The sequence below is a fragment of the Rhizobium grahamii genome, from assembly GCF_009498215.1.
GTDB classification, from domain to species: domain Bacteria; phylum Pseudomonadota; class Alphaproteobacteria; order Rhizobiales; family Rhizobiaceae; genus Rhizobium; species Rhizobium grahamii_A.
Genome location: NZ_CP043498.1, coordinates 2,975,052 through 2,987,560, shown reverse-complemented (window position 1 = coordinate 2,987,560; position 12,509 = coordinate 2,975,052). Strand labels below are relative to the sequence as shown.

Below are 12,509 nucleotides of genomic sequence, written 5' to 3'. Positions count from 1 at the left end.
AAAAGACGACGGCGCTCTTACCGTCGAATGGACCTATTGGCGGCATGAGTTTCGGCGACCACTAACATTCCCGCTTCGCCCAGGAAGCTTGCTGCGATGGCATCTGTTGGCACCGACAGCTTGGTCCGGCCTTTGTTATTGCTGGCTAGCAACAGGCGTTAAGTCCCTAGCGTGGTGTCGATCTTGGTGTTGATATTCCTGTCCGCTTGGGGTACGAACCTCCAGCAAATGAACAGTTTGTCCACGTAGCTCAGCAGGATAGAGCACAGGATTCCTGGTTTTAAATTGGGGGCTACGCAACGAAAGAGCGTAGTCGATCTACTCAAAGTCGGGGAACGCTTCGCTGAACTCTCGGCATGCCAATCCCGAGCCAAGCTTCGGAGAAATCCGTTGAAGGTGTAGAGACTGGATGGGTAGCACCTAAAGGCTTCGGCCCATGGTGAAGGGACAGTCCAGACCACGAACGCCCTCGGGCGGCGGCTAAAGCCGAAGTGGTATGAATCCTGGGGTCGGAGGTTCGAATCCTCTCGTGGACACCATTAAAATCAAAGGCCTACTTGGATGTTGTCGCTCTGTTGATGGGCGGAGAAGCCTGAAATTATCCCTCCTTCTTTGTGGCGGCGGTTTCGCCCGGACTTAGAACAGCATCTTGTAGACATTGCCACGGTCGTCTTTTGCGCCGCGATTGTGCAGCGTTTTGGGTCTTCTCAAGCACCCTCTATATTGCCCTACTGCGCCGCCGCAGCGTTTTTTGTCGCAGCCAGCGGCCATTTGCGGATCGGCGCCTAGATATCGTCTTAGAGAACACAGGAGCTTGAGATGGGTCTGGCAGACATTCGCGAACAGTATCGGACGAGGGTTGCGGAGCATGAGGAGAAAATCCGCCTCATGGACGAAAAGGACGCGCGTCATTTTCGGCAGGAAGGCGGTGGGCCGCTGACCGATATCACCGAGGAGATCAAGGCCGAGTATCACCGGCATATCGCGACCTATGCAGCGCTTATCGCCGAGATCGATGCCATTCTCGGGGCATAGCGGATAGGGGCAGGATCGCGACGCGCGTAACAGGCGCCGCGACACTGTCGTCAGCGGGGAAGCAATCGCTCACGCCAGGCAGAGACGTCATCGCCGCTGCTCATGTCGGCCTGGACGATGCCGTCGATCATGAAGGTTGGCGAGACGTGGATGCCGTTCTGACGGGCATAGCGGCTGTGCCACTTGATTTCCCGGTCGAGGTCGGGAATTGCGAAGGCATCGGCGAGTGCCAGTCCACTATAGTTTTCGATGCGCTTGATGATGTCGTTCGGCGTGGCGTCGAGGTTGGGGCCACCGCAGTGGCTGGTGAATTCGAATTCCTCGCGGTGATCTCCGACAGCTGACAGAACGGCCTTTGCCGCTTCCTTGCCGGCTTCGAGCGTCGATGCCGCCAGAATGCAGCGAACGATGACGCCTGAGAACATGTGCCAGGGCTGTGATTGCAGGCGGATCTTGATGGAGATGTTGTCCTCGCCTGATACGGCTAGGAGCTCATCGAGCTTGCGGAAGGCCCTGACGGAGTAAGGGCACGTCGGCTCGAGGAAGACCTCGAAGATTTTTGCGCCGGTTCCCCAGGTCAGTGGATCTGCACGCCATTCCGATTTCTGCATTCCGTCCCATCCCATCGCTTTTCGCCGGCAAGTGCTCGTCGCCGGACTGAACTTTCTTGCGCTGCGTTGGTTGCATGGCCGGCGGCTTTTCGTCAACGCTGCGGATCGTCGGCGCGAGCGGTAGAACTGGCTATTCGTCCTCGCGGCGGAACGTCCATTTGACGACGTAGTCGCCGTTTCGCTTCTGCTTGGTCTTCATCCGGACCTGGACGGGGCCACCGAGGGTCGCTTCGGCTTCCTCGAAGGCACGGCGGGCTTCTGCCATCGCCTTGTGATAGGCGCTGTTATCCCGTTTCGGCATTTCGGCCAGCGTCTGCACCAGCGATGCCATCGTCTTGTCTTTTGCCATGCCGCACCGCTCCTTCGACTCGCGTCCGGCCTGCTTTAAACAATTGCGGTGCGGAAGACGAGTTCGATCAGGATTCCACCCGGCGTGCGAACGAACAGGCGACGCTCGCCAAGTTCAGGAAGATCCATCGTCGAATAGGTGATCGACTCCGTGTCGAGGCGGGCGCGGAATGCGTCGTAGCCGTCCAGCCTGAAAGCCACGTGGTCGATCGTTTCAGCCGCCCGGTCGACGGGGCTTCCACCACCCGGGATAAGATGAACGATCGGATCGCCGCTGCGATAGAGCCAATAGCCGGGGAAGGGGAAGTCGGGCCGGAACCCCGGCTCGAGGCCGAGCAGCGTTTGGAGAAACGCGCGCGTGCCTTCGAGGTCGGCGGTCCGGAGTGTTACATGATCGATGTCCATCGGCTCATCCGATCACGCCGCCGCCATCGACACGGATGGTCGAGCCGGTTGCGAACGGCGTCGTCATGGCGAAGAGCACGGCGTTGGCGATGTCTTCAGAATGCCCGATCGTCTTGGCCGGCAGGCTCGCGCCGACACGCTCGAACATTGCCTGGCGGGTGCCAGCATCCATCTTCGACCATAGCGGCGTGTCGATCAGGCCGGGCGACACGGCGTTCACGCGCACCGGCGAAAGTTCGAGTGCCAAGCCGCGGCCAAGTGATTCAAGGGCTGCGTTGATCGCACCCTGAAGGACGGAATTTGCCGACGGGCGTTCGCTCAGGAAGCCCGAGATGAAGGTCAGCGAGCCTCGTTCGGTGAAGCGCGCGGCGCGGGCTATCCGATAGGCGCCCCAGAACTTGCTTTCCATGGCGCGCTTGGCGTCTTCGAGCGGCAGCTTGCGGACCGGGCCGCTCGGAGTCTGCGCGGCCGAGATCACGACATGATCCCAAGGTGCATCGCTTGCGAAGAACGTATCGATCGATGCTTCGTCGCCGGTATCCAGGACGGCGGTCTGCACCTTGCCTCCTAGTTCACGGGCGGCTTCGGACAGCTTTTCCTGAGACCGCGAAGCGATCGTCACTTCGGCGCCGGCCTCTACCGCCTGTGCGGCCACTGCAAAGCCGATGCCTGAGCTGCCGCCGACAACGAGTACTCTTTTTCCTGCAATCGATGCCATCTGCCGATCCTTTCCTGCGATGACCGCGTTTCGTTATTTGCGAACATAGCCTATCGCCTCTTCGGCAAGAATAGCCATTGTTGGCGACTATCTCTTGCTGTAACAGCAAGAATATGAGCGACAATCTTCTGGATATGCTGGTGTTTGTTCGCGTGGCTGAAGCTGGCAGCCTGTCGGCTGCGGCGCGAGAACTGCGGCTTTCGCTGACGGTCGTCAGCCGCAAGCTGACCCGACTGGAGGCGCGCCTGGGCGTCCGGCTGTTCAACAGGACGACACGGTCGCTGACGTTGACGGAAGAAGGCGCACGCTTCCATGCCCGCTGTGTCCGCATTCTTGCGGAGATCGACGATGCCGAGACCGAGGTGACGAGCGGCAGGGATTCCGCGCTTGGGCTTCTCAGGGTCACGTCGACCTTTGCGTTCGGGTGCCGCTGGCTGGCGCCGCTGCTTCAGGAATTTCAGGCGCGGCATCCGGGACTGCATGTTCATCTCGATACAGAGGATGGTGTCGCCAACATCGTCGAGCGCGGCTACGATCTTGCGATCCGCTTCGGCGCTCTTGCCGATTCAAGCCTGATCGCGCGGCAGCTGGCCCCGAACCGGCGGGTCATATGCGCTTCGCCGTCCTATCTCGACCGCTATGGACGACCGGAAACGCTGGAGGACTTGGCCGGCCACGCCGCGATCACCTTCGGCGATCCGCCGAACACTCACTGGATCTTTGCCGATGGCCGCAGCGTCAACGTCAAAGGCGTGCTGAGCACCAACAACGGAGAGCTCGCGCATCGATGGGCGCTTGGAGGCGCCGGGCTGATCCTGAAATCGATCTGGGATGTTCGGGACGACATCAAGTCTGATCAGCTAGAGGTGGTGCTTCCTGATGTCTTGTTGCCGGCCGCACCCATTCATGCGGTGTTTCCGCACAACCGGCTGACGGCCGCGAAGGTTCGCCTCTGCGTGGAGTTTCTGGCGGCGCGGCTGAAGGACATCGCCGGCAATTGACCTGCAAGTCCAAAAGAAAAGGCGGGCCGCGGCCCGCCTTGCTTATTTGCATGTCGCAGTGATGTCCGTTTCCGTCTCAGGACGCCTGGCGATCGACCTGCCGCTTGGGCAGCTTCCAGCCGGGGCGCGCGAAGTGGCAGGTGTAACCATTCGGAATGCGCTCGAGATAGTCCTGGTGCTCAGGCTCGGCCTCCCAGAAATCGCTCACCGGAGTGACTTCGGTGACAACCTTGCCCGGCCACAGACCTGAGGCGTCGACATCGGCGATGGTGTCCTCGGCCACCTTCTTCTGCTCCGGGCTGGTGTAGAAGATCGCGGAGCGATAGCTGGCGCCCCGGTCGTTACCCTGCCGATCGATCGTGGACGGATCGTGGATCTGGAAGAAGAATTCCAGAAGATCGCGGAAGCTGGTCTTGGCCGGATCGAAGATGATTTCGATCGCTTCGGCATGGTTTCCGTGGTTGCGGTAGGTCGCATTCGGAACCTCGCCGCCGGAATAGCCGACGCGGGTCGAAATGACACCGTCGAAGCGGCGAATGAGATCCTGCATGCCCCAGAAGCAACCGCCTGCGAGTACTGCGCGTTCCGTCGTCATTAAACGTCCTCCACTTGATCCAGATAGGCTCCATACCCCTCAGCTTCCATCTGGTCACGATGGACGAAGCGCAGGGATGCCGAATTGATGCAATAGCGCAGCCCGCCGCGATCGAGCGGGCCGTCGGGGAATACATGGCCCAGATGGCTGTCGCCGTGAAGCGAGCGCACCTCGGTGCGGACCATCCCGTGTGATGCGTCGTGCAGTTCCTTCACATTGGGCCCTTCGATGGGCTTCGTGAAGCTTGGCCAACCACATCCGGATTCGTACTTGTCCGCCGAGGCGAACAGCGGTTCGCCGGAGACGATATCGACGTAGATGCCGGGCTCCTTGTTATGAAGATATTCGCCGGTGCCGGGCCGTTCCGTGCCCGCCTGCTGCGTAACGCGATACTGCTCGGGCGACAGCTTCGAGATTGCTTCGGCACTCTTGCTGTAAGACTGCATAGGGTTTCTCCTGTTTCTGACCTGCCGCCGCGACGAGCCAGAGAGCACTGTCCAGACATTCCTGGCGGGGATCATGCGCAAGCGTTCGATCGGCGGCAGATCGTTGACGCTTATATAGGAGCAACGACGGCTGATTGTCAGGGGAGGTTTGCGGTATCGCTTGTTGTGGAATGCCGATCGCCGGATCGTCAAAGGCGCCATGCCGTGTCGGAACGGTCCACCTTTTGGCGTAATCGGATACCACTTGTTTCGTCACTTTGATTCGGATTAACGCGCTGGGCTTGGTAAATTATAACAAGGCACTATGTTCCCAGCAGACGACAAGGAGACGACCATGAAAAAGAAAATCGCAACGATCCTTGCTGCAGCATCTGTGGCACAGACTCTGGCCACGGGCGCTATCGCAGCGGATCTGGTGACCACGTACCAGCAGCCGGATGTCAGCGGGGGCGTAAAGATCGGCATGCTGACCTGCGATATCGGCGGCGGCGTCGGCTATGTTCTCGCATCTTCCAAGACCATCGATTGCGTTTTCACGCCGACCTCAAGCTCCGAGGCACAGGATCGCTACACGGGTGAGATCCGCAAGTTGGGTGTCGATATCGGCTTCACCACGCGCGGCCGCCTCGTCTGGGCAGTCTTCGCACCGACATCGGGGTATCATCGCGGTTCGCTCGGCGGCCTCTATCAGGGCGCGACGGCCGAGGCGACCCTGGCTGCAGGCATCGGGACCAACATCCTTGTCGGCGGCACTTCCGGCTCGATCCACCTGCAGATGATCAGCCTGACTGGCCAGCTCGGCCTCAACGTGGCGGCGACCGGTACGTCGGTAACACTGACGCCAGCTGGCTGATCTCTCCGCTGAGAGCTTCGATAAAGGAAAGCCGCGGTTTCGCGGCTTTTCTGCATTTGAAGTCGCCGTTTCTACCTCGTCCAGTCCATCACCGAAGCGATGTTGAGCGCCAGGAACTTTCACTCCGTTCTCGCGTTTTCTCGGAAAATAGGAGTGTTCGCCATGCGTACGAAATTGGCTCTTCTGGCCGTCGCCTATATCATTGCAAGCGGCTTGCTGTTGGCAACGGCCTACAATTCCTCCGGTCCGATAACGACGCCCAAAACTGACCGCGTCGCCGGCTCGACCTTTCTCGTCGAGCGCTTTGCCGGCTAGGTGATCAGTAGGCTGTGCGCTTAGCTGTTTTCAGCCGATCGCGATATCGTTGCGCACGGGGTGGGTTCCCGAAATCGCTTCAGCGACAGCTGTAGCTCGTGCGATTTCTTCCTGTGTCGCGACCGATCCACTCAGCACAACGCCCGCGCCGTCGACGGTCACGTTCACATCAGCCGCATCTATGCCGCCGGCAACGGCGAGCGCGTTGGCGATATCTTCCTCGAGTTTGGCGTGATTCTTGAACTCAACCTCGATTTCCGGCTGCTCTCCGAAAAAGGTTCCCGGCTTGAAAACCATGGCGCTGTCCTCCTTTGGCCAATTGCAGGAACGCGCCGATTAAACGTTGGTTGCATGCCATCCGCACTTGCTGCACTTTTCAATCCCCTGTAGAGCCTCACGCAAACGGAAACGACTGGCAAATGGCATGATCACGGGCAGACAAGCGCCGAGGCGGCTCAGCATATTTGGCTCGACGGGATCGATCGGCAAGAACACGATCGACGTTGTGGATCATCTTGGCGGACCGGAAAATTTCGAGATCTCCGCGCTTACCGGTAACGAAAATATCGCGCTGCTGGCCGACCAGGCCCGGGCACTGCGACCGGCGCTGGTGGTAACGGCGAGCGACAGCCAGTATGAAGCGCTGAAGAGTGCGTTGGCCGGCAGCGGCATTGCCGTCGCCGCGGGTCAGACCGGACTCATGGAAGCCGCGGATCTCGAGGCCGAATGGGTGATGGCGGCGATCGTCGGGACGGCGGGTCTCGCGCCGACCCTCGCTGCCGCGCGCAAGGGTGCGGATATCGCGCTCGCCAACAAGGAGTGCCTCGTTTCCGCCGGCGGGCTGTTCGTGGACTCCGTTCGTCGCGGTGGCGGCAAGCTGCTTCCCGTCGATAGCGAGCACAATGCGATCTTCCAGGTTCTGGAAGAGAACCAGCGTCACGCTGTCGAGCGCATCATTCTGACGGCTTCGGGCGGCCCTTTCCGCAATTCGTCGATCGAGGAGATGGCGAACGTGACCGTGGAGACCGCGCGCGCCCATCCTAACTGGTCGATGGGTTTGAAGATCTCGATCGACAGCGCGTCGATGTTCAACAAGGCGCTCGAGATGATCGAGGCGAAGCATCTGTTCGGTCTTTCGCCGGAGCAGATCGAAGTCATCGTTCATCCGCAGTCGGTCATTCATTCGATGGTCGGCTACACTGACGGTTCGGTTCTGGCCCAGCTCGGAGCGCCTGATATGCGCACGGCGATCGGTTACGCGCTCGCCCATCCGCTGCGTCCCAACCTGCCGATCGAGCGGCTCGATTTTGCCAAACTGTCGCGTCTCGACTTCGAGGCGCCCGACGAGAAACGATTCCCGGCATTGCGGCTTGCCCGCCTGGCGATGGTCCGCGACGGGGTCCAGGGTGCCGTCCTGAACGCGGCGAAGGAAGTGGCGCTCGAGGCCTTCATCGAGGGCCGGCTGTCATTCCTGTCGATGGCCGACGTTACCGAAACGGTCATGGACCAGCTTGCCGGCCTGCCGGCTGCGTCTTCCATGGATGACGTCTTTGCAGTCGACAAAGAAGCCCGGCAGCGGGCTGCCGGGCTCATAAACTAAGCAACGATCTTTCTGTCGAACGTCAGGCGACGTGACGGGCCAGCGCGCAGCGCGACCACAGCGAGTGCAGCGCTTCGACGAGATGCTCGATGTCGGCATCCGTGTGAAGCGGTGTCGGCGTGATACGCAGGCGCTCGGTCTTCTTCGGCACCGTCGGATAGTTGATCGGCTGCACGTAGACACCACAGTTGTCGAGCAGCAGGTCCGAGATCCATTTGCACTTTGCGGCGTCGCCAACCATGACAGGCACGATATGGCTGGGGTTCGGCATATGCGGGATGCCGCGCTTGTCGAGAAGAGCTCTCAACGTGCGGACGCGGTCCTGATGGCGCGCGCGCTCGAAGGGGCTGACCTTCAGATGCTGGATCGAGGCAACCGCGCCTGCGGCAAGAGCCGGCGGAAGTGCGGTCGTGAAGATGAAGCCGGATGCGAAGGAGCGGATGAAATCGCAGAGCGCCGTCGACGCGGCGATGTAGCCGCCCATTACACCGAAAGCCTTGCCGAGCGTGCCTTCGATAACAGTCAGGCGATCCATCAGGCCTTCGCGCTCGGCGATGCCGCCGCCGCGCGGGCCGTACATGCCGACGGCATGCACTTCATCCAGATAGGTCATCGCGCCATACTTTTCGGCGATGTCGCAGATTTCCTTGATCGGTGCGATGTCTCCATCCATCGAATAGACCGACTCGAAGGCGATCAGCTTCGGTGCCTTCGGATCGGCGGCTGCGAGCTTTGCTTCGAGATCCTGCACGTCGTTGTGCTTCCAGATCACCTTCTCGCACTTGGCATAGCGAATGCCTTCGATCATCGAGGCGTGGTTCAGCGCATCGGAGAAGATGATGAGGCCAGGGATCTTGGCGCCGAGCGTGCCGAGGGCCGCCCAGTTGGAAATGTACCCCGAGGTGAAGATCAGCGCGGATTCCTTGCCGTGCAGATCGGCAAGCTCGCGTTCGAGAAGAACGTGTGAGTGGTTGGTGCCAGAGATATTCCGGGTGCCTCCCGCACCCGCGCCACAGTGGTCGATGGCATTCTTCATCGCCTCGATGACCTTGGCGTTCTGTCCCATGCCGAGATAGTCGTTGGAACACCAGACCGTCACGTCCTTCGGGCCATCCGGGTATGGCGGGTGGCGCGTGGAAAGCCGCCGCGGTGACGCTCAAGATCGGCAAAAACGCGATAGCGGCCTTCATTGTGCAGGCCATCCAGCTCGTCTTTGAAGAATGCTTCGAAATCCATCATATGCTCCAGTATCGTGCGAGCGTTTTTTGCGAACCAGCGCGCGCACGTCAACCCTTGCCTCCTGCTTTAGCATCATGTGCGGCAAAAGGCCCATAGTCTTGAATTATTTTAATTTGAAATTGCCTGTTTTCGCCTGTGTTTGATGGTGATCGCGAACCCTGAGCTCGCGATCACCAATTGATGTCACGCGGCGCTGGTGACTGCCCTCTTCGCCATGACCTTGACCAGGTTTGCACGATATTCGGCGCTGGCGTGAAGATCCGACATCAGCTTTGAGGCGTCCACAGTGATGTTTGAGAGCGCGCCCGATGACCAGTTGCCGTTCAACGCCGATTCGATTGCGCTCTCGCGAAAGACGCCGTTGCTTCCCGCGCCTGTTACCGCGACCCGCACACCGCCGGAGCCCTTGGCGACGAACACGCCCGTCATCGCATAGCGTGATGCCGGATTTGGAAACTTGGCGTAGCCCGCCTTGTCAGGCGCTTCGAAGCTGATCGAGGTAATCAGTTCGCCCTCTTCCAAGGCCGTTTCGAATAGACCGGTAAAGAAGTCGCCGGCGTCGATCTCCCGCTTGTTGGTGGCGATGCGTGCATTTAGCGCCAGCATGGCGGAAGGGTAGTCCGCGGCGGGATCGTTGTTTGCGACCGATCCGCCGATGGTTCCCATATGGCGGACGTGCGGATCGCCGATCATGCCGGCGAGATCGCAGAGTGCGGGGCAGATTGCCCGTAAGGCTGCCGAAGCAGCCACTTCGGCATGCGGCGTTGCCGCCCCGATGGTGACCTTGCGACCATCGATCTTGATACCCTTCATCGCCGGGATATGCCGGAGATCGACAAGATCGCTCGGTGCGGCGAGCCGCTGCTTCATCGTGGCAATGAGCGTCATTCCGCCGGAGACATATTTGCCTTCGGAGGTGCCGGAGATCATCTTGACGGCCTCATCGACGGCGGAGGCGCGGTGATAGTTGGTCTGGTACATCCTTGTTCCTCCTCAGTTGACCGCGCGGGCTGCCATCCAGACCTTCTGCGGTGTGGCCGGCATTGTCAGCATGTTGTTTCCGATCGCGTCGGTGATGGCGTTGATGAGTGCCGGTGGTGAACCGATCGCGCCGGCCTCGCCGCAACCCTTGATGCCGAGCGGGTTGCTGGGCGAGGGCGTCGTCTGGTGCGAGACGTTGAACGAGGGCAGATCGTCGGCGCGCGGCATGGCGTAATCCATGAAGCTCGCGGTCAGAAGCTGGCCGTTCTCGTCATAGTGCACGCTTTCGAGAAGCGCCTGGCCGATGCCCTGCGCGATGCCGCCATGAACCTGTCCCTCGACGATCATCGGGTTGATGATGTTGCCGAAGTCGTCGGCCGCGACGAACTGGATGATCTCGGTCTTGCCGGTTTCCGGATCGACCTCGACCTCGCAGATGTAGCAACCGGCGGGGAAGGTGAAGTTGGACGGATCGTAGAACGCCGTCTCCTTCAGCCCCGGCTCCATGCCGGCAGGCAGGTTGTGGGCGGTGTAGGAGGCCAGTGCCACCTGGAACCAGGGCAGGGCCTTGTCCGTGCCGGCGACCTTGAGTTCGCCGTTTTCGATCACGATGTCGCTTTCGTCCGCTTCCATCAGATGGGCGGCGATTTTTTTCGCTTTCGCTTCCACCTTGTCCAGCGCTTTCACGACCGCCGACATGCCGACGGCGCCCGATCGGGAGCCGTAGGTGCCCATGCCCATCTGGACCTTGTCGGTATCGCCGTGGACGATCGAGACGCTGTCGATCGGCACGCCGAGGCGACCGGAGACGAGCTGTGCGAAGGTCGTTTCATGGCCCTGGCCGTGGCTGTGCGATCCCGTCAGGACCTCGATGGTGCCGACCGCGTTGACCCGCACCTCCGCCGATTCCCAGAGGCCAACGCCGGCGCCGAGCGAGCCGACGGCTTGCGAAGGGGCAATGCCGCAGGCCTCGATGTAGCAGCTCATGCCGATGCCGCGCTTCATGCCGCGGTTGGCCGCTTCCGCCTTGCGGGCCGCAAAGCCGTTCCAGTCGGAAGCCTGCATCGCCGCCTCGAGGGAGGCTTCGTAGTCGCCGGCATCGTAGTTCATGATCACAGGCGTTTGATGCGGGAAGGAGCGGATGAAATTCTTCCGCCGCAGTTCAGCCGGCGAGATGCCGAGTTCGCGTGCGGCCGTCTCCATCGTGCGTTCGAGCAGATAGGTCGCTTCCGGCCGCCCGGCGCCACGATAGGCATCGACAGGTGCTGTGTTTGTATAGACCGTCCGGACATTCGCGTGGATCGCGGGAATATCGTACTGGCCTGATAGTAGCGTGGCGTAGAGATAGGTCGGTACGGCCGATGAGAAGAGCGACATGTAGGCGCCAAGATTGGCGATCGTGTCGACCTTCAGTCCGATGATGCGATGGTCCTTGTCGAAGGCCATCTTGACCGTCGAGACATGGTCGCGCCCGTGCGCATCCGTCAGGAAGGCTTCGGTGCGGTCCGAGTTCCACTTGACCGGCACGCCTGTCTTCTTGGATGCCCAGAGACAGACGATCTCTTCCGGATAGATGTAGATCTTCGATCCGAAGCCACCGCCGACATCAGGCGCGATGACGCGCAGCTTGTTCTCCGGGGCGACATTATAGAACGCGCTCATCACCAGTCGTGCGACATGCGGATTCTGGCTCGTCGTGTAGCAGGTGTAGTGGTCCTCCGCCGAATCGTAGATGCCGAGCGCGGCGCGAGGCTCCATGGGGTTGGGGGACAGGCGGTTGTTGTGGAGCTCGATCTCGGTCACATGTGCAGCTTCGGAGATCGCCTTGTCGGTCGCATCGGGATCGCCGAGCTGCCAATCGAAGATCAGGTTGCCAGGGGCGTTCGAATGGATTTGCGGCGCGCCCGATTTCAGCGCGTCGATGGCTTCCACCACCGCCGGCAGCTCCTCGTAGTCGACAACCACGGCCTCGGCTGCATCGCGCGCCTCGGCGAGCGAATCCGCTACCACGATCGCAACGGCGTCACCGACGTATCGCACGGTCTCGGTCGCCAGCGGACGCCAGGCGCCCATGTTCATCGGCGATCCGTCCTTTGAGTGGATCATCCAGCCGCAGATCAGGTTGCCGATGCCGTCAGCGAGCAGCTGCTGGCCATCCAGTACATCGATCACACCGGGCATGGTCCTTGCCGATGCCGCATCGATACTCGTGATCTTCGCATGCGCATGCGGGCTACGGATGAAATAGGCATATTTCATTCCCGGCACGACCATGTCGTCGGTATAGCGTCCCTTGCCGGTCAGGAACCGCTTGTCTTCCTTGCGCGCGACGCGTGCACCAATTCCTTCAACACCCATGATG

The 12,509-nt window shown here is 60.7% G+C and carries 14 protein-coding genes and 1 pseudogene; 5 read left to right on the top strand and 10 right to left on the bottom strand.

Annotation, left to right across the window (positions count from 1 at the left end):
* Positions 1 to 819: 819 nt before the first annotated feature.
* Complete coding sequence (locus FZ934_RS14370; protein ID WP_153271623.1) at positions 820 to 1,035, top strand: hypothetical protein; 216 nt, start codon at positions 820 to 822, stop codon at positions 1,033 to 1,035.
* 50 nt (positions 1,036 to 1,085) lie between these two features.
* On the opposite strand, the gene FZ934_RS14365 is transcribed toward FZ934_RS14370, so the two are convergent.
* The 4 genes from FZ934_RS14365 to FZ934_RS14350 form a co-directional block, all read right to left on the bottom strand.
* Positions 1,086 to 1,646, bottom strand: coding sequence for a DsbA family protein (locus FZ934_RS14365; RefSeq protein WP_153271622.1), 561 nt, complete (start codon positions 1,644 to 1,646; stop codon positions 1,086 to 1,088).
* A 130-nt stretch (positions 1,647 to 1,776) separates the two neighbouring features.
* Positions 1,777 to 1,995 (bottom strand): hypothetical protein, encoded by a 219-nt coding sequence (locus FZ934_RS14360; RefSeq protein WP_153271621.1) that lies wholly within the window; start codon positions 1,993 to 1,995, stop codon positions 1,777 to 1,779.
* Positions 1,996 to 2,030: 35 nt separating this feature from the next.
* Entirely contained in the window at positions 2,031 to 2,399 is a 369-nt protein-coding gene (locus FZ934_RS14355) for a VOC family protein (protein WP_153271620.1), read from the bottom strand.
* Positions 2,400 to 2,403: 4 nt separating this feature from the next.
* A complete protein-coding gene (locus tag FZ934_RS14350) occupies positions 2,404 to 3,117 on the bottom strand; it encodes an SDR family oxidoreductase (protein WP_153271619.1) in 714 nt (237 codons plus the stop codon).
* 113 nt (positions 3,118 to 3,230) lie between these two features.
* On the opposite strand from FZ934_RS14350, the gene FZ934_RS14345 reads away from it, so the two are divergent.
* On the top strand, positions 3,231 to 4,118 hold the full coding sequence (locus FZ934_RS14345) for a LysR family transcriptional regulator (protein ID WP_153271618.1): 888 nt from the start codon (positions 3,231 to 3,233) through the stop codon (positions 4,116 to 4,118).
* Positions 4,119 to 4,194: 76 nt separating this feature from the next.
* On the opposite strand, the gene msrA is transcribed toward FZ934_RS14345, so the two are convergent.
* Both msrA and msrB read right to left on the bottom strand, forming a co-directional pair.
* Positions 4,195 to 4,713, bottom strand: a complete 519-nt coding sequence (gene msrA, locus FZ934_RS14340) for a peptide-methionine (S)-S-oxide reductase MsrA (protein WP_153271617.1) — start codon at positions 4,711 to 4,713, stop codon at positions 4,195 to 4,197.
* Positions 4,713 to 5,159, bottom strand: a complete 447-nt coding sequence (gene msrB / locus FZ934_RS14335; protein WP_153271616.1) for a peptide-methionine (R)-S-oxide reductase MsrB — start codon at positions 5,157 to 5,159, stop codon at positions 4,713 to 4,715. Before msrB ends, msrA begins: the two co-directional genes overlap by 1 nt.
* Positions 5,160 to 5,493: 334 nt before the next feature.
* Between msrB and FZ934_RS14330 the strand changes: the two genes are divergently transcribed.
* The gene (locus tag FZ934_RS14330) at positions 5,494 to 6,012 is read left to right on the top strand and encodes a DUF992 domain-containing protein (protein WP_153271615.1); all 519 of its coding nucleotides are present in this window, start codon (positions 5,494 to 5,496) and stop codon (positions 6,010 to 6,012) included.
* A gap of 162 nt (positions 6,013 to 6,174) precedes the next feature.
* The gene (locus FZ934_RS27835) at positions 6,175 to 6,327 is read left to right on the top strand and encodes a hypothetical protein (protein ID WP_194273721.1); all 153 of its coding nucleotides are present in this window, start codon (positions 6,175 to 6,177) and stop codon (positions 6,325 to 6,327) included.
* A gap of 30 nt (positions 6,328 to 6,357) precedes the next feature.
* Here the strand turns inward: FZ934_RS27835 and FZ934_RS14325 are convergent, their stop codons facing one another.
* A complete protein-coding gene (locus FZ934_RS14325) occupies positions 6,358 to 6,624 on the bottom strand; it encodes a BON domain-containing protein (RefSeq protein ID WP_153271614.1) in 267 nt (88 codons plus the stop codon).
* 127 nt (positions 6,625 to 6,751) lie between these two features.
* On the opposite strand from FZ934_RS14325, the gene dxr reads away from it, so the two are divergent.
* Entirely contained in the window at positions 6,752 to 7,927 is a 1,176-nt protein-coding gene (gene dxr / locus FZ934_RS14320) for a 1-deoxy-D-xylulose-5-phosphate reductoisomerase (RefSeq protein WP_153271613.1), read from the top strand.
* Between the two features lie 22 nt (positions 7,928 to 7,949).
* On the opposite strand, the pseudogene hemA reads toward dxr, so the two are convergent.
* From hemA to FZ934_RS14305, 3 genes and pseudogenes are all read right to left on the bottom strand, one after another.
* A pseudogene (gene hemA, locus FZ934_RS14315) lies at positions 7,950 to 9,163 on the bottom strand (5-aminolevulinate synthase).
* Between the two features lie 186 nt (positions 9,164 to 9,349).
* Complete coding sequence (locus FZ934_RS14310) at positions 9,350 to 10,147, bottom strand: FAD binding domain-containing protein (RefSeq protein WP_153271612.1); 798 nt, start codon at positions 10,145 to 10,147, stop codon at positions 9,350 to 9,352.
* A 12-nt stretch (positions 10,148 to 10,159) separates the two neighbouring features.
* Positions 10,160 to 12,505, bottom strand: coding sequence for a xanthine dehydrogenase family protein molybdopterin-binding subunit (locus FZ934_RS14305; protein ID WP_153271611.1), 2,346 nt, complete (start codon positions 12,503 to 12,505; stop codon positions 10,160 to 10,162).
* Positions 12,506 to 12,509 lie beyond the last annotated feature (4 nt).

Bases quoted from the DNA above. Each gene is read 5' to 3' on its own strand.
- FZ934_RS14360 (WP_153271621.1), bottom strand. From the start codon at position 1,995: ATGGCAAAAGACAAGACGATGGCATCGCTGGTGCAGACGCTGGCCGAA.
- msrB (WP_153271616.1), bottom strand. From the start codon at position 5,159: ATGCAGTCTTACAGCAAGAGTGCCGAAGCAATCTCGAAGCTGTCGCCC.
- msrA (WP_153271617.1), bottom strand. From the start codon at position 4,713: ATGACGACGGAACGCGCAGTACTCGCAGGCGGTTGCTTCTGGGGCATG.
- FZ934_RS14330 (WP_153271615.1), top strand. From the start codon at position 5,494: ATGAAAAAGAAAATCGCAACGATCCTTGCTGCAGCATCTGTGGCACAG.
- FZ934_RS14325 (WP_153271614.1), bottom strand. From the start codon at position 6,624: ATGGTTTTCAAGCCGGGAACCTTTTTCGGAGAGCAGCCGGAAATCGAG.
- FZ934_RS14355 (WP_153271620.1), bottom strand. From the start codon at position 2,399: ATGGACATCGATCATGTAACACTCCGGACCGCCGACCTCGAAGGCACG.
- FZ934_RS14345 (WP_153271618.1), top strand. From the start codon at position 3,231: ATGAGCGACAATCTTCTGGATATGCTGGTGTTTGTTCGCGTGGCTGAA.
- FZ934_RS14370 (WP_153271623.1), top strand. From the start codon at position 820: ATGGGTCTGGCAGACATTCGCGAACAGTATCGGACGAGGGTTGCGGAG.
- FZ934_RS14305 (WP_153271611.1), bottom strand. From the start codon at position 12,505: ATGGGTGTTGAAGGAATTGGTGCACGCGTCGCGCGCAAGGAAGACAAG.
- dxr (WP_153271613.1), top strand. From the start codon at position 6,752: ATGATCACGGGCAGACAAGCGCCGAGGCGGCTCAGCATATTTGGCTCG.
- FZ934_RS14310 (WP_153271612.1), bottom strand. From the start codon at position 10,147: ATGTACCAGACCAACTATCACCGCGCCTCCGCCGTCGATGAGGCCGTC.
- FZ934_RS27835 (WP_194273721.1), top strand. From the start codon at position 6,175: ATGCGTACGAAATTGGCTCTTCTGGCCGTCGCCTATATCATTGCAAGC.
- FZ934_RS14350 (WP_153271619.1), bottom strand. From the start codon at position 3,117: ATGGCATCGATTGCAGGAAAAAGAGTACTCGTTGTCGGCGGCAGCTCA.
- FZ934_RS14365 (WP_153271622.1), bottom strand. From the start codon at position 1,646: ATGCAGAAATCGGAATGGCGTGCAGATCCACTGACCTGGGGAACCGGC.